This is a genomic window from Stenotrophomonas sp. 1L-E-5-B-C3 (genome assembly GCF_057292075.1).
On sequence record NZ_JBXAWS010000007.1, the window covers coordinates 159199 to 178555 of the forward strand.

Annotated in this window: 18 protein-coding genes and 1 pseudogene; 11 read left to right on the forward strand and 8 right to left on the reverse strand. The window is 66.2% G+C overall.

Features of this window, described 5'->3' with window-relative positions; all coding sequences use genetic code 11:
- Positions 1-15: 15 nt before the first annotated feature.
- A complete protein-coding gene (locus AC0Z6F_RS11355) occupies positions 16-543 on the reverse strand; it encodes a DUF2059 domain-containing protein (protein ID WP_004135613.1) in 528 nt (175 codons plus the stop codon).
- Positions 544-677: 134 nt separating this feature from the next.
- On the opposite strand from AC0Z6F_RS11355, the gene arfB reads away from it, so the two are divergent.
- The 3 genes from arfB to dcp all read left to right on the forward strand — a co-directional run bounded on the left by arfB (position 678) and on the right by dcp (position 3984).
- Entirely contained in the window at positions 678-1109 is a 432-nt protein-coding gene (gene arfB / locus AC0Z6F_RS11360; RefSeq protein WP_004135621.1) for an alternative ribosome rescue aminoacyl-tRNA hydrolase ArfB, read from the forward strand.
- Positions 1110-1113: 4 nt separating this feature from the next.
- Positions 1114-1716 carry a lysophospholipid acyltransferase family protein gene (locus tag AC0Z6F_RS11365; RefSeq protein WP_012509731.1) on the forward strand — a complete coding sequence of 201 codons (603 nt, stop codon included), beginning with the start codon at positions 1114-1116 and terminating at the stop codon, positions 1714-1716.
- Positions 1717-1827: 111 nt separating this feature from the next.
- Positions 1828-3984 (forward strand): peptidyl-dipeptidase Dcp, encoded by a 2157-nt coding sequence (gene dcp, locus AC0Z6F_RS11370; protein ID WP_012509732.1) that lies wholly within the window; start codon positions 1828-1830, stop codon positions 3982-3984.
- A 149-nt stretch (positions 3985-4133) separates the two neighbouring features.
- Here dcp and AC0Z6F_RS11375 read toward each other — a convergent pair whose 3' ends face one another.
- Both AC0Z6F_RS11375 and AC0Z6F_RS11380 read right to left on the reverse strand, forming a co-directional pair.
- Positions 4134-4580, reverse strand: coding sequence for a 3-dehydroquinate dehydratase (locus tag AC0Z6F_RS11375; protein ID WP_004153636.1), 447 nt, complete (start codon positions 4578-4580; stop codon positions 4134-4136).
- A gap of 3 nt (positions 4581-4583) precedes the next feature.
- The gene (locus AC0Z6F_RS11380) at positions 4584-4985 is read right to left on the reverse strand and encodes a hypothetical protein (protein ID WP_012509733.1); all 402 of its coding nucleotides are present in this window, start codon (positions 4983-4985) and stop codon (positions 4584-4586) included.
- A gap of 250 nt (positions 4986-5235) precedes the next feature.
- Between AC0Z6F_RS11380 and lepB the strand changes: the two genes are divergently transcribed.
- Positions 5236-5862 (forward strand): signal peptidase I, encoded by a 627-nt coding sequence (gene lepB / locus AC0Z6F_RS11385; RefSeq protein ID WP_004135671.1) that lies wholly within the window; start codon positions 5236-5238, stop codon positions 5860-5862.
- Between the two features lie 123 nt (positions 5863-5985).
- A complete protein-coding gene (locus tag AC0Z6F_RS11390; RefSeq protein ID WP_485617226.1) occupies positions 5986-7242 on the forward strand; it encodes an MFS transporter in 1257 nt (418 codons plus the stop codon).
- A gap of 83 nt (positions 7243-7325) precedes the next feature.
- On the opposite strand, the gene AC0Z6F_RS11395 is transcribed toward AC0Z6F_RS11390, so the two are convergent.
- Both AC0Z6F_RS11395 and AC0Z6F_RS11400 read right to left on the reverse strand, forming a co-directional pair.
- Entirely contained in the window at positions 7326-8234 is a 909-nt protein-coding gene (locus AC0Z6F_RS11395) for a LysR family transcriptional regulator (protein WP_485617227.1), read from the reverse strand.
- A 276-nt stretch (positions 8235-8510) separates the two neighbouring features.
- Complete coding sequence (locus AC0Z6F_RS11400; protein WP_100470131.1) at positions 8511-9479, reverse strand: LysR family transcriptional regulator; 969 nt, start codon at positions 9477-9479, stop codon at positions 8511-8513.
- A gap of 110 nt (positions 9480-9589) precedes the next feature.
- Between AC0Z6F_RS11400 and aceB the strand changes: the two genes are divergently transcribed.
- The 4 genes from aceB (at position 9590) to AC0Z6F_RS11420 (ending at position 16574) form a co-directional block, all read left to right on the forward strand.
- A complete protein-coding gene (gene aceB, locus AC0Z6F_RS11405; protein WP_485617228.1) occupies positions 9590-11227 on the forward strand; it encodes a malate synthase A in 1638 nt (545 codons plus the stop codon).
- Positions 11228-11291: 64 nt separating this feature from the next.
- On the forward strand, positions 11292-12593 hold the full coding sequence (gene aceA, locus AC0Z6F_RS11410) for an isocitrate lyase (protein WP_004135729.1): 1302 nt from the start codon (positions 11292-11294) through the stop codon (positions 12591-12593).
- Positions 12594-13012: 419 nt separating this feature from the next.
- A complete protein-coding gene (locus AC0Z6F_RS11415) occupies positions 13013-14053 on the forward strand; it encodes a GGDEF domain-containing protein (RefSeq protein ID WP_012509739.1) in 1041 nt (346 codons plus the stop codon).
- 16 nt (positions 14054-14069) lie between these two features.
- Entirely contained in the window at positions 14070-16574 is a 2505-nt protein-coding gene (locus AC0Z6F_RS11420) for a putative peptide modification system cyclase (protein WP_012509740.1), read from the forward strand.
- Positions 16575-16590: 16 nt separating this feature from the next.
- On the opposite strand, the gene AC0Z6F_RS11425 is transcribed toward AC0Z6F_RS11420, so the two are convergent.
- Positions 16591-16881: an NHLP-related RiPP peptide gene (locus AC0Z6F_RS11425; RefSeq protein WP_012509741.1), complete on the reverse strand. Its 291-nt coding sequence runs from the start codon at positions 16879-16881 to the stop codon at positions 16591-16593.
- 164 nt (positions 16882-17045) lie between these two features.
- On the opposite strand from AC0Z6F_RS11425, the gene AC0Z6F_RS11430 reads away from it, so the two are divergent.
- Entirely contained in the window at positions 17046-18224 is a 1179-nt protein-coding gene (locus AC0Z6F_RS11430; protein WP_012509742.1) for a putative peptide maturation dehydrogenase, read from the forward strand.
- A 48-nt stretch (positions 18225-18272) separates the two neighbouring features.
- On the opposite strand, the gene AC0Z6F_RS11435 is transcribed toward AC0Z6F_RS11430, so the two are convergent.
- Positions 18273-18614, reverse strand: coding sequence for an NHLP-related RiPP peptide (locus AC0Z6F_RS11435; RefSeq protein WP_012509743.1), 342 nt, complete (start codon positions 18612-18614; stop codon positions 18273-18275).
- Between the two features lie 32 nt (positions 18615-18646).
- Complete coding sequence (locus AC0Z6F_RS11440) at positions 18647-18961, reverse strand: NHLP-related RiPP peptide (protein ID WP_080355175.1); 315 nt, start codon at positions 18959-18961, stop codon at positions 18647-18649.
- A gap of 238 nt (positions 18962-19199) precedes the next feature.
- Between AC0Z6F_RS11440 and AC0Z6F_RS11445 the strand changes: the two are divergent.
- Positions 19200-19340: pseudogene (locus AC0Z6F_RS11445) on the forward strand (putative peptide maturation dehydrogenase); the annotation flags it as partial.
- Between the last annotated feature and the right edge of the window lie 17 nt (positions 19341-19357).

Sequence of the window (19357 nt, forward strand, 5' to 3'; positions counted from 1 at the left end):
CCCGGCGCTACCGCCTCATTTCTTTTCCGGCTCGTTGACGATCGCTTCCAGGTCCTTCTGCAGGTCCGCGAACAGCGGCTGCATGCGGGCCTGGATCGCCACCATCACGTTCTGCATCAGCGCCGGGGTCTTGTCCAGCAGGCTCTGGCCGGCGGCGCTCTCGTAGAACTCGGCCATCGCCAGCACGTCTTCCTTGCTGAACGTCTTCTTGTACAGGTCCACGTACATCGGGCGCAGCTGCTGCCACGACAGGGCCTGGCGCAGGGTCTGGCTGGTCCGCGCCTGGATCCGCTTCAGCTGCTCCTGCTGCTGGGCGTTGAGCTGGCGCTGCGCGGCCACCTGCTGGAACTGCTGCTGCTGCATCGCCTCGATCTGCGGCAGCATGGTGTCGATCATGCTCTGCGCGCGCGAGGCTGACAGCAGGCGGTTGATGTCGCCATCGGTCGGCGGGGCGGCCAGCGCGGGGGTGCTGGCCACGGCCAGTGCCAGCAGCAGCGCCAGGCGGCGCAGCAGGGACGGCAGGGCGGGTGCGGTGCGGGTCATGCGGGGCTTCCTGCAGTACATGGGACGGCCAGCATACCGGCAGCCAAGGCGAAGGCGGCGTGTTCGGTACCTGATCGGCGGCATACGGTGCGCAATGACGTACTCCATCGCGTGGCTGCCGCTACAATGCGCGGATGGGCAGTGGACCGGTCACCATCAGCGCGCAGCTTGAAATCCCCGACGGCGAGATCGTCGAGCGGTTCGTGCGTGCCAGTGGTGCCGGTGGCCAGAACGTCAACAAGGTCTCCACCGCGGTGGAACTGCGTTTCGATGTGGCCGGCTCGCCCTCGTTGCCCGAACCGTTGCGCGAACGCCTGCTGGCGCGGCGCGACCGGCGCATGACCGGCGAAGGCGTGCTGGTCATCGACGCGCAACGATTCCGTACCCAGGATCGCAATCGCGAGGATGCGCGCGATCGGCTGGCGGCCTTCATCCAGGCCGGGCTGCACGTGCCCAAGCCACGCAAGGCCACCAAGCCGACCCTCGGGTCGAAACTGCGTCGTCTGGACGCCAAACGCGGGCGCGCGCAGGTCAAGCGCGGGCGCTCATCACGTGACTGGGAGTGATTGCTTGAACAACCCGACGCCGTTGCTGCCGGCCATTCCGCCGAACATGCCGCAGGTCAAACCCAACCGCTTCCTGCGCTGGCTGGCGCGCTGCACGCTGCGCATGGGCGGCTGGAAAGTGACCGGCACCCTGCCGGACATCCCGAAGCTGGTCTTCATCATCGCCCCGCATTCGTCCAACTGGGACGGCCTGTGGGGCATGGCGGCCAAGATCGCGCTGGGCATGAAAGTGAAGGTGCTGGGCAAGGCCTCGCTGTTCTGGTGGCCACTGGGCCCCCTGCTGCACAAGCTGGGCGTGATCCCGCTGGACCGCAGTTCGCCGCAGGGCACGGTGGGTCAGGCCGTGGACCTGCTGCGCAACAACGAGAAGATGTGGTTCGCCATCACCCCGGAAGGCACGCGCAAGGCGGTGAAGGACTGGAAGGCCGGTTTCCTGAAGATCGCGCGGATGGCTGACGTGCCGGTTCTGGCCGCGTATTTCCATTATCCGGAAAAGATCATCGGCATCGGCCCGGTGTTCCATCCCAGCGGTGACGACGCGGCCGACATGGCGGCGATCCGCGAGTTCTACCGGCCCTGGATCGGCAAGACCCGCGGCACGGTCTGAGCCGGCCGCGCGCCGCTGCCTAGACGCCACGTCCGGCACATGCCGGGCGTGCGCGACAGGAGTAGGGTGGACGGCTGGTGTCCCATACCGTCTGCCCAAGGAGCGTTTTACATGTCGCGTACCGTAGTCCTGGCCGCCGCCATCAGCCTGGCGCTGGCGGCCTGTTCCGGCAAGGAGTCCACCCCCGTGTCCGATGCCCAGAAAGCCCCTGCCCAGCAGCCGGCCGAAGCCTCCACCAACCCGCTGCTGAGCGCCAGCACGCTGCCGTTCCAGGCGCCGCAGTTCGACAAGATCAAGGACAGCGACTACCTGCCGGCCTTCGAAGAAGGCATGCGCCAGCACCTGGCCGATGTCCGCAAGATCGCTGACAACCCTGAGCCGGCCACCTTCGACAACACGCTGGTGGCGATGGAGCGCAGCGGCGAGACCCTGAACCGCGTGTCGCGCATCTTCTTCGGCCTGGTCCAGGCCGACGGCACCGAAGCGCGCCAGAAGATCCAGGAAGACATCGCACCGAAGCTGGCCGCGCACCAGGACGAGATCAACCTCGACCCGAAGCTGTTCGCGCGCGTGAAGTCGCTGTACGACCAGCGTGACACGCTGGAGCTGGACCCGGTGCAGAAGCGCCTGGTCGAGCATTACTACGACGGCCTGGTGCGCGCCGGCGCGCAGCTGTCCGACGCCGACAAGGCGAGCCTGCGCAAGCTCAACGTGGAAGAGACCACCCTCTCCACCCAGTTCCACACCCGCCTGGTGGCCGCTACCGCCGCTGCCGCCGTGGTCGTCGACGATAAGGCCAAGCTGGCCGGCCTGGACGACAATGCGATCAACAACGCTGCGTCTGCCGCCAAGGATCGCAAGCTGGATGGCAAGTTCCTGCTGCCGCTGCAGAACACCACCCAGCAGCCGGTGCTCGGTTCGCTGACCGACCGTGACCAGCGCGCCGCTGTGCTGAAGGCTTCGGAAACCCGCGCCGAGCGTGGCGATGCCAACGACACCCGGCAGACCGTGCAGCGCCTGGCCCAGCTGCGTGCGCAGAAGGCCAAGCTGCTCGGCTTCGACACCTTCGCCGACTACCAGCTGGGCGACCAGATGGCCAAGACCCCGGCCGCTGCGCTCAAGCTGCTGACCGACACCGTGCCGGCCGCCACTGTCAAGGCGCGTGCCGAAGCCGGCGAGATCCAGAAGGTGATCGACGCGCAGAAGGGTGGTTTCCAGGTCGCCGCTTCGGACTGGGACTTCTACGCCGAGCAGGTGCGCAAGGCCAAGTACGATCTGGACGAGTCGCAGATCAAGCCGTACTTCGAACTGGACAACGTGCTGCAGAACGGCGTCTTCTACGCCGCTACCCAGCTGTACGGCATCACCTTCAAGCCGCGTACCGACATTCCGACCTACAACCCGGACATGAAGGTGTACGAAGTGTTCGACAAGGATGGCACCTCGCTGGCCCTGTTCTACACCGACTACTTCAAGCGTGACACCAAGTCCGGCGGCGCGTGGATGGATGTGTTCGTCGAACAGGACGGTCTGACCGGTGCCAAGCCGGTGGTCTACAACGTCTGCAACTTCACCAAGCCGGCCGACGGCCAGCCTGCGCTGATCAGCTTCGACGACGTCACCACGATGTTCCATGAGTTCGGCCATGCGCTGCACGGCATGTTCTCGAACGTGAAGTACCCGTCGATCGCCGGTACCGCCACCTCACGCGATTTCGTCGAGTTCCCCTCGCAGTTCAACGAGCACTGGGCGCTGGATCCGAAGGTGTTCGCCAACTACGCCAAGCACTACAAGACCGGCGAGGCGATGCCGCAGGAACTGGTCGACAAGATCCTCAAGGCACGCAGCTTCAACCAGGGCTACGCGACCACCGAGTACCTGTCGGCCGCACTGCTCGACCTGGCTTGGCACACGCAGAAGGCTGACGCCCCGCTGCAGGATGTTGGCGCTTTTGAGGCCAGCGCGCTGAAGAAGTTCAAGGTCGACCTGCCGCAGGTGCCGCCGCGTTACCGCACCACCTACTTCGACCACATCTGGGGTGGCGGCTACTCGGCCGGTTACTACGCCTACTTCTGGGCCGAGGTGCTGGACCATGACGCCTACCAGTGGTTCACCGAACACGGTGGCCTGACCGCGGCCAACGGCCAGGAGTTCCGCGACAAGATCCTCTCGCGCGGCAACAGCGTGGAACTGTCGACCCTGTACCGCGATTTCCGCGGCAAGGACCCGTCGGTGGAGCCACTGCTGAAGTTCCGCGGGCTGAAATAACAAAACGAAAACGGCGGGGCAAACCCCGCCGTTTTTCTTTCTGTAGCGTCGAGCCATGCTCGACGTTCTTCTATAGAGCCGAGCCCACGCTCGGCTGATGTTTCCTGGAAAGGCAGCCGAGCATGGGCTCGGCTCCACAAAAAACAGCGTTACGTCCCCACATGCACCCGGTTCGCCTGCTCGGCCAGCCCCAGGTGGTCCAGCGCGATATCCAGCGCCAGCACATAGCTCTGCGCGCCATACCCGGCGGCGATGCCCAGGCGCTGGCCGACACCCGCCGGCAGGCACGGCTCGGCCACCGCGCCGTCGTCATGCACTTCCACGTAGGCGTTGTGCAGGTACGGCAGCAGCCGCTGCAGGCGCAGGCTGTTGGCACACGCACCCGGATCCAGCAGCGTCACTTCGCCGCGACTGTGGTCGGCCACGCGCAGCGCGTCCAGCAGCTCCTGTTCCGAACCGCAGGCACGGATCGCGACGCTGGTACCGGCGTCGATCGCGCGATGCACCAGTGACTTGAGTACCGGTGCCGGCAACGGCATTGCCGTGCGGATCAGCGCACCGGCCGCTTCCGGGCCACGGATGATGAAGATCGACATGGCTCAGCCCTCCTGTGCCAGGCGGCGGCTGACAATGGCCAGCGACAACGGGTAACCGGCCTGCTGGCTGCGCTGGTCGACCACCACGGCGGCGGGGCCGTGCTGCAGGCGCAGGCGCGCCTCCAGGCCGGGTTCGGTGGGGGCCTGCAGCTCGATGTACTGCGCCGGCAGCCGTTCCAGCGCCGCCTGCAGCGCGCCACCTTCGGCCTGCCATTGCGCCTCGTCGGCGGCGCCGACATCCAGCAGTACCCAGTCGGCCGAGCGCGCCTGCGGCTGGCACAGGCACTGGCGCACTTCGGACAGGCTGGCGCAGTCGCTGCACAGCACGCGATGGCCGCTCAGTTGCGCCGGCAGCTGCGGACGCGGCGCCGACGAAGATGCGTGGCGGATCACCAGGAGGGTCATACAACACCTTGCGGAATGCGCCCTGTGGCGCGGTGGGCACACGATGCGCGTGGTGGCCGTAAAGGTGCGATGCCCGCTGCCGGGGCGCAGCGTAAAACCTGCGTAACCCGTGCATCGGTAGCGCCGGGCCATGCCCGGTGGCGTGTTGGAACGGCCACGCTGCGCGCTCGCCGGGCGTGGCCCGGCGCTACCGGGAACCTCCTGCGCCCGGATGTGGTCTGATAGCGCTACCACTTGCTCGGAGCCTGTCATGGATGCTGTTGCCCGCCCCCCGTTTTCCGAACGCGCGCTGGTCTGGCTGAAGAAGGAGGCGCTGCCGTTGCTGGTGATGCTTGGCCTGCTCGCCGCCGCCCGCGATACCCTCGCCAACCACTACGTGGTGCCCAGCGGCTCGATGCAGCCGACCCTGCAGCCCGGCGACCGGGTGGTGGTGGACATGCGCGCCTATGGCCTGCGCCTGCCGTTTACCGGCAAGGAACTGATGGCGACCGGCACCCCGCAGCGCGGCGAAGTGGCGGTATTCGACTCGCCGGCCGACGGCACCCGCCTGATCAAGCGCGTGGCTGCAGTGGCCGGTGATCATGTGCAGCTGCGCGAAGGCCATCTGAGCATCAACGGCCAGCCGCTGCAGATCGCCGACCTGCAGGACGTGGAAGCCTTCGGCGACCGCCATGCCAGCCTCGACCTGGACATGGGCGGCGGCCCGGACATCGCTGACCTGGTGGTGCCGGACGGCAAGGTACTGGTGCTGGGTGACCACCGTGGCAACAGCTTCGACGGCCGCTTCTTCGGTTTCGTCGACGCCGACAAGGTCTATGGCCGTGCGGTGGCGGTGTACTACCGCCGTGGCGATGGCTTCGAATGGCAGCGCCTGTAAGCTGAATTGATACTTTTGGTGTATCAATCCTGACCTATCAGGTTATGGATCGACTGGATGGACGGGCCTAGTCTGAGGCCCGTTCCCTCCCACGCCCGGCCGCCCCACCGGCCCATCGATCCCATGACTGGCGAAACCGTGGTGGCCGTCGAAGGCCGCCCCTCCACCGTCGATTCCATCGCCGAGACCCGCATCCAGCAGGGCACACCGGCCTTCCGCCGCACCGCGCTCGCGTTGTTCCTGGCCGGTTTCTCCACCTTCGGCCTGCTCTACACGGTGCAGCCGCTGCTGCCGGAGTTCAGCCGTCATTTCGGCGTGTCCGCCGCCGGCAGCGCGATGTCGCTGTCGTTGACCACCGGCACGCTGGCAGTGGCGATGCTGCTGGCCGGCCTGCTCTCCGATGCGGTCGGCCGCCGCCCGATGATGATCGTCGCGCTGCTGGCCTCGGCCACGCTGTCGCTGTGCACGGCACTGGTGGATGACTGGACCACGCTGCTGGTACTGCGCACCCTGCTCGGCCTGGCGTTGAGCGGCGTGCCGGCAGTGGCGATGACCTACCTGGTCGAGGAAATGGACAGCCGCGCGCTGGGCCTGGCGATGGGCCTGTACATCGGCGGCAATGCCATTGGTGGCATGAGCGGGCGCCTGCTGGCCGGCATCATCGCCGACCACTGGGGCTGGCGCTGGGGCATCGGCGTCGTCTCGATCATCGCCATCGCCAGTACCGTCCTGCTCTGGCTGCAGCTGCCACCGTCGCGGCATTTCCATGCACGTCGCGGCGGCCTGCACCAATTGCCATCACGCTGGCGCACGCTGTTCGCCGACCCGGGCCTGCCGTGGCTGTTCGCCACCTCGTTCGTGCTGATGGGCGTGTTCGTCACCCTCTACAACTACCTGGGCTACCACCTGCTGGCGCCGCCGTACCACCTCAGCCAGACCGTGGTCGGGCTGATCTTCAGCGTGTATCTCGTGGGTACCTTCAGTTCGGCGTGGATGGGCCAGCAGGCCACGCGCTACGGTCGCGGCCGCATCCTGTCGATCTCGTTCGCGTTGATCGGCGCCGGCATCGTGCTGCTGGCGATGCCGTGGCTGAGCACGATGGCACTCGGTATCGCACTGGTGACCTTCGGCTTCTTCGGCGGCCACTCGGTGGCCAGCAGCTGGGTCGGCAGCCGCGCAGGTGCAATGCGCGCGGAAGCCTCGGCGCTGTATCTGTTTGCCTACTATCTGGGTTCCAGCGTGCTCGGTGCTGTCGGCGGCCTGGCCTATGCAGCGTGGGACTGGCTGGGCGTGTGCGTGTTCGCTGCCGTGTTGACCCTGATCGGCGGAGGCATTGTGTGGGCGCTGCAGCAGCGCGCCCAGCAGCCGCTGACGGCGTGATCCTGCTCTGGTAGATGCCGACCTTGGTCGGCGCTGTGGCCGTGGGCCAACCAAGGTTGGCCACTACCGGGTGGGTTGCACCCTCACCCCTCCGCGAACGCCTCACGCAGCAGCCCGGCGAAGTTGCGGATCAGCGGTGTCACCCCTTCGCGTTGCCATGCCAGCTGCACTTCCGAATGCGCACCGGCATCGGCCAGTGCCACGAAGCGCGCGCCTTCCACGCGGATGTGGTCGCACGACGACGGCAGGATCGCTGCGCCCAGGCCTGCGGCGGCCAGACTGATCAGCGTCGACGCCTCACCGGCCTCCTGCACGATGCGCGGGGTGAAGCCCGCCGCCGCGCACAACGCGATCATGTGGTCGTGGATGCCCGCACCGGCACTGCGGCGGAATGCCACGAACGGCTCCTGGGCGAAGTCGCGCAGCGACAGCGTGCCCTGTTTCGACAGCCTGCGCAGAGCAGGGTGATCGGCATGCACGATCAACGCCAGCGGATCGACGAACAGGCTGTGCGCCACCAGTTCCGGCGGCAACGCACGCTTGCGGATGATGCCCACGTCCAGGCTGCCATCGAGCAGCGCATCGATCTGCTGCAGCGTGTTCATCTCGCTCAGCTGCAGCCGCACCTGCGGATAACGCTGGCGGTACTGCAGGATTGAACGCGGAATCTGCGGTGACAGCGGCGTGGCGCGGGTCAGCCCGATACGCAGCTCACCCTGCTCGCCGCGCTGAGCACGCTGCACCTCGTCCACCGCAGCCTCGACCTGCTGCACGATGGCGCGTGCACGTTCCTGCAGTAGTTCACCGGCAGGCGTCAGCTGCACACGACGATGGCTGCGCACGAACAGGCGCGCACCGATCAGATCTTCCAGCTGGCGGATCTGCTGGCTGAGCGGCGGCTGCGACATGCCCAACCGCTCCGCCGCCTGGCCGAAGTGCAGCGTATCGGCGACGGCAAGGAAGTAACGCAGATGGCGGAGTTCGATGGACATGGGGCCAGTTTATTCATCGCCAGCCAGAAATGGGGTCAGAGCCCGTTGCGCAGCAACGGGATCCGACCCCGACAGATTGCGGGGATCTGTCAGAGGCGGGGCGGTGTGGGTGGGCAGGACCGTTGGCGCCATGGATGGCGCCATCGAGCTCCCATGGACGGGTTTACAGCGTGTCCTGCCCACCCACACCGCCCCGCCATCTACGGAATGCCCGCTTTTGACGTTGCCGTTGCCGTTGATTCGGCAGGTGCAGGGCGCAGCCCTGCCGAACACCCCTCATCGTTCCGAATGCCCGCTCTGGTCGTAATCGCGCGGACTGAACAACTCCGGCTGGATCAGCTCGATGAACGCCCGCGCCTGCGCCGACAACGCCTTGCCACGCCGCACGATCACCCCGTAGCTGCGCTCGGGGAACCAGCGCTTCATCGACCGCGCCGCCAACCGCTCGCGGTCAGCCTCGTTCAGGCACAGCGCCGGCACGATGGAAATGCCCATGCCCATCGCCACGTACTGCTTGATCACCTCCCAGCCGCCCACCTCCAGCGCCACGGTGTAGGCGATGCGGTGGCGCTGGAACACCTGGTCGACCAGCCGGTAGGTGATCTGCCGCTTCGGCGGCAGCACCAGCGGATAGCGTGCGATGTCGGCCAGCTCCAGCTCGCCGCCACTGGCCAGCGGATGGTCGTGCGGGGCGATCAGTACCTGCTCGAAGCGGTAGGCGGGGGCATAGCTGAGGTCGGCAGGCACATCAGTCATCGAACCGATCGCCAGGTCAGCGGCGTCCTCGCGCAGCAGGTCGGTGCCGTCGGCGCTGATTGCGTTGTGCAGGGTCAGCCGCACATCCGGATGGTGCAGGCGGAAGCGTTCGACGATCTTCGGCAGCAGGTACAGGATGGTCGAGCTGTTGGCGGCGATGTTCAGCTCGCCCGCGTCCAGGCCGCGCACCTTGTCGCGGAAGCGCGCCTCCAGCCCGTCCAGGCTCTCTACCAGTGGCTGCGCCATTTCGTACAGCAGCTGGCCCTCGCGGCTGGGCACCAGGCGCCGCCCGCTGCGCTCGAACAACGGCACCCCCAGCTCCCGTTCCAGCGCCTGAAGCTGCAGGCTGATCGCAGGCTGGCTGACGAAAAGTGCCTCAGCGGCCCGTGAGACAGAGCCCAGGCGCACGGTCTGGCAGAACGCACGCAGCGGCTTCAGCCGGTCGGATTTGTAGGAAAAACGGGGACTTGGCGGGGGGCGTGTGGTCATCGTGTCATAAGTATTAGCACAATTTATGTAGAACATTGCAAAAACTGTTTTGCCAAATACTCGGCCCCGACGGCACCGTGGAGACGTTCCCCCACCGCTGGAGTCGCCTCATGTCCGCCGTCGCTTCCGCTGTTCCCACCCCCGCCGCCAAGGCCACTCCCGGTATCGCCCTGGCGACCCGCGTGGCCGGCCAGGACACCCTGCTGCCGGCGCCGCTGCTGGCCCTGCTGGTGTCGCTGCACCGCGCGGTGGAACCGGGCCGGCAGGCACGGCTGCAGGCGCGCCGCGTGCGCCAGGCGTTCTTCGACCAGGGCGGCCTGCCGGACTTCCGCGAAGACACCACCGCGATCCGCAGCGGCGACTGGCGTGTTGCCCCGCTGCCGGCCGCGCTGCAGGACCGCCGCGTCGAGATCACCGGCCCGACCGACCCGAAGATGGTCATCAACGCGCTGAACTCCGGCGCCAAGGTGTTCATGGCCGACTTCGAGGATTCGACCTCGCCGACCTGGCGCAACCTGCTGGCCGGGCAGCAGTCGCTGGCCGCCGCGGTGCGTGGCGATCTCGAGTACACCGCACCGGCATCCAACGGGAAGGCCGGCAAGCACTACACCTTGCGCCCGTTCGACGAACAGGCGGTGCTGATCGTACGCCCGCGCGGCTGGCACCTGGACGAGAAGCACGTGCGCATCGATGGCCAGTTCATCGCTGGTGGCCTGTTCGACGCGGCGGTGTTCGCCTTCCACAACGCCCGCACCCTGCAGGCCAAGGATCGCGGCCCGTACTTCTACCTGCCCAAGCTGCAGAGCATGGAAGAGGCGGCGCTGTGGGAGACCGCGCTGTCGCACATCGAAGGCATGCTCGGCCTGCCGCACGGCCAGATCAAGGTGACCGTGCTGATCGAAACGCTGCCGGCGGTGTTCGAGATGGACGAGATCCTGCACGCGCTGCGTGACCGCATCGTCGGCCTGAACTGCGGGCGCTGGGACTACATTTTTTCGTACCTGAAGACCTTCCGCCGCCATGCCGACCGCGTGCTGCCCGAACGCGGCCAGGTGACCATGACCCAGCCGTTCCTGAAGGCGTATTCGGAGCTGTTGATCCAGACCTGCCATCGCCGCGGTGCGCATGCGATGGGCGGCATGGCTGCGCAGATTCCCATCAACAACGATGCCGCTGCCAACGAGCAGGCGATGGCCCGCGTGCGTGCTGACAAGCTGCGCGAGGTCACTGCCGGCCACGACGGTACCTGGGTGGCGCACCCGGCGCTGATTCCGGTGGCGATGGCGATCTTCGACGAACACATGCCCGGTGCAAACCAGCACAGCGTGCTGCGCCAGGATGTGCGCGTCGGCCGCGACGAACTGATCGCGCGGCCGCCGGGCACCATCACCCGTGCCGGCTTTGAGGGCAACGTGGAAGTCTGTGTGCGCTACCTGGCGGCGTGGCTGGATGGCAACGGCTGCGTGCCGATCCATCACCTGATGGAGGACGCGGCCACCGCCGAGATCAGCCGCAGCCAGCTGTGGCAGTGGCTGCATACGCCGGGCCAGCAGCTGGACGATGGCACTGCGATCGATCTGGCGCTGCTGGATTCCACCCTGTCGCAGCTGCCGGCACGGCTGGGCGATACCGCCGCGCTGCCCGGTGGCACACACATCGGCGAGGCCATCGCGCTGCTCGGCGAACTGAGCCGCAGCGACGAACTGACCGATTTCCTGACCCTGCCGGCCTACGCGCGCATCGACTGACCGACCGCCCGCAATTCTGCCGTTTCCCTCCCCGCTGCACGCACGAACCGAACTGGAGAAAGACATGAGCAAGCTGCCCACTGCCGAACAGATCCAGCACGACTGGGACACCAACCCGCGTTGGGAAGGCATCCAGCGCAACTACAGCGCTGCCGACGTGGTGCGCCTGCGCGGCACCGTCCACATCGAGCACTCGCTGGCCCGCCTGGGTGCAGAGAAGCTGTGGGCATCGCTGCACGAGCGCGAGTTCGTCAACGCGCTGGGTGCACTGACCGGCAACCAGGCCATGCAGCAGGTCAAGGCCGGGCTGAAGGCGATCTACCTGTCCGGCTGGCAGGTGGCGGCCGACGCCAACCTGGCCGGGCAGATGTACCCGGACCAGTCGCTGTACCCGGCCGATTCGGTGCCGGCGGTGGTCAAGCGCATCAACAACACCCTGCTGCGCGCCGACCAGCTGCACCACGCCGAAGGCAAGGACGACATCGATTTCCTGCAGCCGATCGTGGCCGATGCCGAAGCCGGCTTCGGCGGCGTGCTCAACGCGTTCGAGCTGATGAAGGCAATGATCGAGGCCGGTGCCGCTGGCGTGCACTTCGAAGACCAGCTGGCGTCGGTGAAGAAGTGCGGCCACATGGGCGGCAAGGTGCTGGTGCCGACCCGCGAGGCGATCGAGAAGCTCAACGCCGCGCGCCTGGCCGCCGACGTGCTGGGCGTGCCGACCCTGCTGGTGGCGCGTACCGATGCCGAAGCCGCGGATCTGCTGACCAGCGACATCGATGGCAACGACAAGCCGTTCGCCACCGGTGAGCGCACCGTGGAAGGCTTCTACAAGACCCGCAATGGCCTGGACCAGGCGATCAGCCGCGGCCTGGCCTATGCGCCCTATGCCGACCTGGTGTGGTGCGAGACCGGCAAGCCGGACCTGGAATTCGCACGCAAGTTCGCCGAGGCGATCCATGCGAAGTTCCCCGGCAAGCTGCTGGCCTATAACTGCTCGCCCAGCTTCAACTGGAAGAAGAACCTGGACGACGCCACCATCGCCAAGTTCCAGAAGGAGCTGGGCAGCTACGGCTACAAGTTCCAGTTCATCACCCTGGCCGGCTTCCATGCGCTGAACTACGGCATGTTCAATCTGGCCCACGGCTATGCACGTCGACAGATGAGCGCGTTCGTGGAACTGCAGGAAGCCGAGTTTGAAGCGGCCGAGCGCGGCTTCACTGCGGTCAAGCATCAGCGTGAGGTTGGCACCGGCTACTTCGATGCGGTGACCCAGGCGATCCAGCAGGGCCAGTCGTCGACCACCGCATTGACCGGTTCGACCGAGGAAGAGCAGTTCCACGGCGGGCGCAGCGAACGCGCGGCGTGATGCGGTAGTGCCGGCCGCTGGCCGGCAACCACGCGATCCTTCGGGCACCACAGGGAAGCCGGCCAGCGGCCGGCTCTACCGAAGCCTCGAAATCCGATCAGGGTGGCCAGGGAAGGGCCAGACAACGCCGGCCGGTCGGGGGACCTGCCGGCGTTGTTGTATCGATCAAACGGTCGCCAATCCTGCCAGCGTCAATCAGGCGCACCCTGGGGCCGGAGAACTTGGCCGAATCCCTGTGAAGATGCCCAGCAGATTGATCCAGCAGGGCTTTTGTGCGGACACTCATGACCAGAACGGGCCATGCTGAATCTTCACATCGGATCGGTTCGCCGGAAGACTCAAAATGAGATAGGGCGCACACTTTAAAGCGGTGCTATGCTCCGCGGCTCACCAGGGGACGCTGGCGGCAGGTGCAGGGAATGACCGGCAGGGGTGCGGCCGAGAACAGTGATGTGACGTCAGGTATCGCCCGGGTGGCGATGGCCGAGATCGTGCATGCACTGTTGTCCGATGCCGAGGTTGCATTGTTCGCCAGATTCGCCCGCGCATGCAAGCTTCATGCCGGACAGTGGCTGTTCCAGCGTGGCCATCGCGGCGAGCGGATGTACGTGATCCTCGAAGGCCGGATCGAACTCGACTTCGGCGAGGACCTGGTGATCAAGACCCTTGGCCAGCATGAGTTCTTCGGAGAGCTCGGCCTGCTGGTCGGCGACCACCCGCGCAGCGCCAGTGCCCGCGCGCTGGTCGACTGTGAAGTGCTGGAGCTGGGGCCTACTGATTTCCATCGCCTGGTCGAATCCGATCCGGGCCTGGTCGCCTACTTCCTGCGCCGCACGATCATGCGCGTGCTGACCAACGAGCAGGCCCTGATCAGCCAGCTGCGCCGGCGCAACCACGATCTGGAAACCGCGCTGGACAACCTGTACATCACCACCCATCAGCTGACCCACACCCGTGAGCTGGTGCGTACCGATGAACTGACCGGGCTGCACAACCGCCGTGGCCTGACCCTGTACCTGCAGGAATGCCGAGCCGAGGCCGAGGGATTGCCGCAGGCGCTGCTGCTGATCGACTGTGACCGCTTCAAGCAGATCAACGACCGCCACGGCCACCAGGCCGGTGACCGCGTACTGCAGAGCATGGGCAACATCCTGCGTTCGATGGCCGGTGAGCAGGATCTGGCCTGCCGCCTGGGTGGCGACGAGTTCTGCCTGATCCTGCGCCGAGGCAACCACGAGATCGTGCAGCACGCCGCCGAGTTCATTCTCAGTGCGGTACACGGCCTGCTCGAGCGCAGCAATGGCACTCCGCATGTCAGCCTGGTCAGCATCGGCGCCAGCCTGCTGCCGACGGAATCGGGCTGGAGCGAGTGGTACGCCAACGCCGACCGCGCGCTGTACCAGGCCAAGCGCGATGGTGGCAACTGCCTGCGCTGGGCGGATGCAGCGGACATACCTTGATCGGGAGAGACCGGCGATGAATGGCGACAACGGAACGTCGACGCCGCACAACCAGCAACTGCGTGCGCTGCTGTTCACCGATCTGTGTGATTCGCTGCTGCTGGTCGAACGCATCGGCGATGTGGCTGCCGCCGAGCTGTTCCAGGAACACGACCGCTTGGTGCTGGCGCTGCAGCAGCGCTGGCACGGCCAGCTGATCGACCGCTCCGACGGATTGTTCATGCTGTTCGAGCGCCCGATTGATGCGCTCGGATTCGCCCTGGATTACCAGCGTGGCCTGCAGCCGCTGGGGCAGGCGCGTGATCTCCGACTGCAGGCGCGGGCCGGGTTGCACGTGGGTGAGGTCATCCTGTGGAACAACAGCTCGGAATCGATCGCGCTTGGAGCCAAGGCTGTGGAGGTGGAGGGCCTGGCCAAGCCGATGGCAGCGCGCCTGATGCAGTTGGCTCCCCCCGGACAACTGCTGATGTCGGCGGCTGCTGAATCGGTGGTGCGCCGTGCAGCGACGGAGCTGGGTGAACTGGGCGGTCGCCTGCAGTGGAGGTCATTCGGTCGCTGGCGCTTTCGCGGTGTGGCGCAACCGATGGAAGTGCTGGGCGTGGCGGTGGCGGGGAAGGGCATGCTTTCCCGGCCGCGTGCCAGCGACAAGGCACGCCCTGATGTTCCGGTCTGGCGGCGTCCGCTGGCGATGGCCGCGCAGGCGGCCCTGATTGTCTCTGTCGGGCTGGGCCTGTGGCTGCTGGCCCGGCCACAGCCGGCGATTGCCTTCGCCGAACGCGACTGGGTGGTGATGGCCGATGCGCGCAACCTGACCGATAACCCGGTCCTGGACGACGCCCTGAACCAGGCGTTGCGCATCGGGCTTGAGCAGTCGCGTTACGTAAACGTGATCAGCGACGTGAAGGCGCGCGACACCATGGCGCGCATGTTGATGCCAGAAAACACCGAGATCGATCGTACCGCCGCTGTCCAGATCGCAATGCGCGATGGCGCGCGCGCGGTACTGGATCCCTCGATCCGTGAGGTACACGGCCAGCTGCGTGTGGCCGTCGATGTCGTCAATCCTGCCACTGGCGAGACCGTCTACTCGGTTTACTCCGATGGCAAAGGCCTGCCTTCCGCGCTGACCTCCAGTGACCAAGTGGTGGTGCAATTGCGATCGCGGTTGGGCGAAGCGATGGCGCAGATCGGCAAGACATCGGCACCGTTGCCGCAGGTGGCAACAGCCAACCTCGACGCACTGCATGCCTACGCACGCGGACAGCTTGCCTATGGCCGCGGACAGACCGAGTCGTCATTGAAATTTTTCCAGATCGCAACGCGCATCGATCCCGACTTCGCCATGGCCTATGTCGGGCAGATGCGATCGATGTTCAGCCAGGGCCAGCTGGAGGACGCGCGCGGTTTGCTGACCAAGGTCAGGACGCTGCGTCATCGGCTGAGCACGCGTGAGGGCCTGTATCTGGATGCATGGCAGGTGGAGCTGGAGTCCGGTTCTGAATCCGCCGCTGGCGAGGCCTGGAAGGTACTGGCCGATCTGTATCCGGATCATCACGGGGCCAGCGTCAACCATGGTCTGGCCGAGTTCGTGCTGGGCCACTACGAAAAGGCGGAGCAGGCCGTTGCCCATGCCAACGTGGAGCAGAACCCGTTGCGCAGCGTGACGCTGGAGCTGCTCGGGCGCATCCAGTTGGCACGGGGAAAGGTCGATGAGGCGGTAGCAACGCTGCATCGTGCCATGCAGCTCGCCGAAGGTCGCCCGAACCGGCAGCTGGTTGCGGCGCTGGCCGTGTCCGGGCGAAATGCAGAGGCCAGTGCAGTGCTGGCGCGGTTGCCGGAGAACGGGCCGGGACGGTGGCTGGAAGGGACTTCACTGGCCATTGATGAGGGGCGATTCGAGGAGGCGTTGGCAGCCTCGGTCGCGTCCGCAGGCCGGTGCAATGGCGGTCCCTTCGCATGTGATCTGCTGGGCACGGTCAATTTGGCTGTTCACGCCGCGGCGGCTCGATGCGTAGCGCCACGCGACTTCGCAACGCAGGCCAGCGCGCTGCTGCGGAATGCGGCACGCCCCGACAACGGTGAACGCGGACAGTATCTGTATTTCGCTGCGGCCAGCTTGTATGCGGCACAGCGCTTGGGCCTGCAATCCTCGATCGGCCGGCAGGTGGCCGAGCTTGACGTATTGGCGGCCGACGCCGTCGACCCACGTGCGCGCCAGTTGGCGGCGGTGGTCAAGGCCAATGCGTTGCATCTGTCCGGTGACAGCGCGCAGGCAATCAAGATGCTGCAGGCGATGGTTGATGGCAGCGAGCTGTTCCAGGTCCACAGCGTGCTGGCAGCGGCCTACGCCGCACAGGGCGCGATACAGGAGCAGCAGTCGCAGCTGGACTGGATGCGTCGGCACCGCGGGCGCGCCTATACCGAATTCGCAGGCTCGTCCGTGTTGCAGGCATTGAATGTAGGCGACAGCCAGCGTGGGCCATCACGCCCGGGATGCGCCCTCTCACCGGACGCATCCTGAGCGATCGGCACCAAGGTCAGGGCGTCGGTGCCTGCGAACCGTCGATGAAGCAATGCGGATGGCTGAACACCGCGCGCTCGGTCAGCTGCTGCACCAGATTGTCGCGTGCAGCGGCCAGATCTTCATTGGAGGCCAGGTCGGCGGACAGCATGCAGCCCTGCGCGGCGGCACCCGCCTCGACACTGATCTGCTGCAGGGCTGTTGCCGGGTCCTGCTTGAATGCTGTGCGGAAGTCTGCGTCGGTGGTGAGCAGATCAAGCAGCGTGGTGGCGTCAGCGAGGGACAGTGGGGATTTGCGGTTGGTCATGAGCGTGGGATCCAAGGAGACAGGGAAGGTCGAACAAGTGGCGCGTGCCTTTGACCGTAGTCATAGCGGCGCGGATCGATGGGTCTTGAACGCGGTACTGGGCCATACTTACCCAGCTCCACCGGCAGCACATTGCCGGAATCCCATTTGCCACAGGAACGTCGATGACCTCTTCGCGGTACCGCCGATGCCACGCGCTGGCTGTTGTTCCCGATGAACAACCATCGTTCTCCCTGAACAGCCTGCTGGCTGGTGGAACCGGTGTGGAGTTCGTGCAGCAGTTGCAGGTGCGTGCTGCCCATCTCGATCAGCCTGTGACGCTCGATGCCGACGCTTGTGCGTTGCTGTTGCAGACCAGCGCGGAGCGCTGGCAGGTCTTGCCGGATGACCTGCAGAACCGCGCCCGAGTCGCATCGCTGCTGGAGGCGGGGTTGCTCATCGCCGAGGAGGGCGCGCCCGAGGCGGCGCGACAGGCCGACCAGCGTGTTCGCGACGGGCACTGGTGGGCCTTGTCAGCCATCCATCATCGCCATTCCCGCTGGGCGGGCGTAGACAGTGCCGGCGATATGGAGAAGCACCGGATGGTGACCGCACAGGACCTGGTGCAGCAGCTCGGCAAGCCACCGACCGAAGCCCCGGAGCGGCAGCCGGGTGCCATCGCTCTGCCGGTCGCGGCACCCGATGCCGTGGCGCAGCTGTTGGCTGCACGTACCACCTGCCGCAACTACGCCGAGGACAAGCCTCTATCGCTGGAGATGCTGGCCGGCATGATGCAGCACGTGCTGATGGCGCAGGCACAGGTGGAAACCGAACCCGGCGTGCGCTTCCTGAAGAAGAACGTACCGTCCGCGGGTAGCCTGCATCCGCTGGAAGCGTACGTGATTGCGCGCAAGGTCGATGGCCTGCAGCCTGGGTTGTATCACTACCATGCCGTGGCTCACGAGCTGGCACGGCAACAGGCGCAGCCCGCCCAGCTGGACGATTTCTGCCTGCGCCTGTTGTCGGGCCAGCACTGGTTCGCTTCGGCCCACGCCATGGTGGTGCTGGTCTGCCGTTTCGGTCGCAACTTCTGGAAGTACCGCAACCACGCCAAGGCCTATCGCGCCGTGAGCCTGGATGTCGGCCATGTGTCGCAGGCACTGTATACAGCGGCCACGGCCAATGGCTTGGGCGGCTTCGTCACCGCGGCGATCAATGAGACGGAGATCGAGTCGCTGCTGGGGTTCGACCCGATGGTCGACGGCGCAATGGCGGTGTGCGGATTCGGTTGGCGTGCGCAGAGCATGACCACGGCGGAGCTGGACCCTGCGGGGCATGTCTGGAAGCGCGAGGCCCGCGATTGAACAAGCCCGGCAGGGCGCTGGAGTACCCAGCGCCCCTTGTCGGGTGCATTACTGGATGATGCGGTGGACGTGACCGGCTTCGAAGGTGAAGACCACGGTCATGGCTGCGCGGTGGCTGGAGAGATAGTTCACCAGGGCATCGCGGGCCTGGCTCAGCTCTTCCTTGCTGGCCAGCTTGCCGGTGCTCAGGCAAGGCGGCACCTGCGCCATTGAGTCGAATGCCAGGCCGATCTGTCGGCAGGCCGGCAGCGGATTCCTGCTGAACTGCGCACGGAACACGTCGTCGCTGCACAGGCGATCGAGCAGGGCAATGGCGGTTTGCGGCTCAAAGCGCGGCGACTCGGTGGTGGTGTGTTCGCTGGAGAACGGGGCACGAGTGAACGGCAGCATCGGATTTACCTCTGAAGTGGATTGAGGGGCGTTCAAGCGGCCTGCGGTACGGCGGAGTGGTGCACGCTTCCCTGCAGATGCCCGGATTCGAACATGAAGGGGACATTGAATGCGGCGCGCTGGGCCAGGAGCGCGGCGATCTGCTGGCGCACCTGTTGGAACTCTTCCTTGCTGGCCAGGACGTTGTGGATGGCGCAGGGGCTTGTGCCGGACTGTGCCTGCAGCCCATGCCGCGCCATCGCAGCGCCGGCATCGGCTGTGAACTCTGCGCGGAAGGCGTCGTCAGAACACAGCAGGTCGAGCAGCCGACCGGCATTGACAGTGGTCATCGGGGACTTTGCGGACATCGGAAACACTCCATGTGGGTCAATGTCCGCCGATTAAACCACGTGTGACTACCGCGAGCGTGCCGCAGCGCAGCGTCAAGCAAGGCGCGCCGAGCCGGTACAGGCCAGTGGTCCTGCTGGGCATGGCACCGTGGTTCCAGAAACGTTGGAAGAGCGCACCGGAGAGGCCAGCTTGACGTTCCTGCGACACAGTTTCAGGGCGGTGTCCAGGTCGGAGGCGTCGTCGGCGACCTGGCCCATCGAGCACGAATTTGGCCTAGATCCGCGTTCCGAGGGCGTCCTCGCCGTATGCGGTTTTGGCTGGCGCGCCCCGACCATAACCACGACCGAACTGGACCCGGCAGGTGTGATCTGGAATCCCGAGGACCGCGCGGTCTGAACCCGCGCGGCCCCCGC

Excerpts from the sequence above, each read along its gene's own strand:
- lepB (WP_004135671.1), top strand. The coding sequence starts at position 5,236 with ATGGATGCTGTTGCCCGCCCCCCGTTTTCCGAACGCGCGCTGGTCTGG.
- arfB (WP_004135621.1), top strand. The coding sequence starts at position 678 with ATGGGCAGTGGACCGGTCACCATCAGCGCGCAGCTTGAAATCCCCGAC.
- aceA (WP_004135729.1), top strand. The coding sequence starts at position 11,292 with ATGAGCAAGCTGCCCACTGCCGAACAGATCCAGCACGACTGGGACACC.
- aceB (WP_485617228.1), top strand. The coding sequence starts at position 9,590 with ATGTCCGCCGTCGCTTCCGCTGTTCCCACCCCCGCCGCCAAGGCCACT.
- AC0Z6F_RS11400 (WP_100470131.1), bottom strand. The coding sequence starts at position 9,479 with ATGACCACACGCCCCCCGCCAAGTCCCCGTTTTTCCTACAAATCCGAC.
- AC0Z6F_RS11425 (WP_012509741.1), bottom strand. The coding sequence starts at position 16,881 with ATGACCAACCGCAAATCCCCACTGTCCCTCGCTGACGCCACCACGCTG.
- AC0Z6F_RS11435 (WP_012509743.1), bottom strand. The coding sequence starts at position 18,614 with ATGCTGCCGTTCACTCGTGCCCCGTTCTCCAGCGAACACACCACCACC.
- AC0Z6F_RS11395 (WP_485617227.1), bottom strand. The coding sequence starts at position 8,234 with ATGTCCATCGAACTCCGCCATCTGCGTTACTTCCTTGCCGTCGCCGAT.
- AC0Z6F_RS11375 (WP_004153636.1), bottom strand. The coding sequence starts at position 4,580 with ATGTCGATCTTCATCATCCGTGGCCCGGAAGCGGCCGGTGCGCTGATC.
- AC0Z6F_RS11430 (WP_012509742.1), top strand. The coding sequence starts at position 17,046 with ATGACCTCTTCGCGGTACCGCCGATGCCACGCGCTGGCTGTTGTTCCC.
- AC0Z6F_RS11420 (WP_012509740.1), top strand. The coding sequence starts at position 14,070 with ATGAATGGCGACAACGGAACGTCGACGCCGCACAACCAGCAACTGCGT.
- AC0Z6F_RS11440 (WP_080355175.1), bottom strand. The coding sequence starts at position 18,961 with ATGTCCGCAAAGTCCCCGATGACCACTGTCAATGCCGGTCGGCTGCTC.
- AC0Z6F_RS11415 (WP_012509739.1), top strand. The coding sequence starts at position 13,013 with ATGACCGGCAGGGGTGCGGCCGAGAACAGTGATGTGACGTCAGGTATC.
- AC0Z6F_RS11380 (WP_012509733.1), bottom strand. The coding sequence starts at position 4,985 with ATGACCCTCCTGGTGATCCGCCACGCATCTTCGTCGGCGCCGCGTCCG.
- dcp (WP_012509732.1), top strand. The coding sequence starts at position 1,828 with ATGTCGCGTACCGTAGTCCTGGCCGCCGCCATCAGCCTGGCGCTGGCG.
- AC0Z6F_RS11355 (WP_004135613.1), bottom strand. The coding sequence starts at position 543 with ATGACCCGCACCGCACCCGCCCTGCCGTCCCTGCTGCGCCGCCTGGCG.
- AC0Z6F_RS11390 (WP_485617226.1), top strand. The coding sequence starts at position 5,986 with ATGACTGGCGAAACCGTGGTGGCCGTCGAAGGCCGCCCCTCCACCGTC.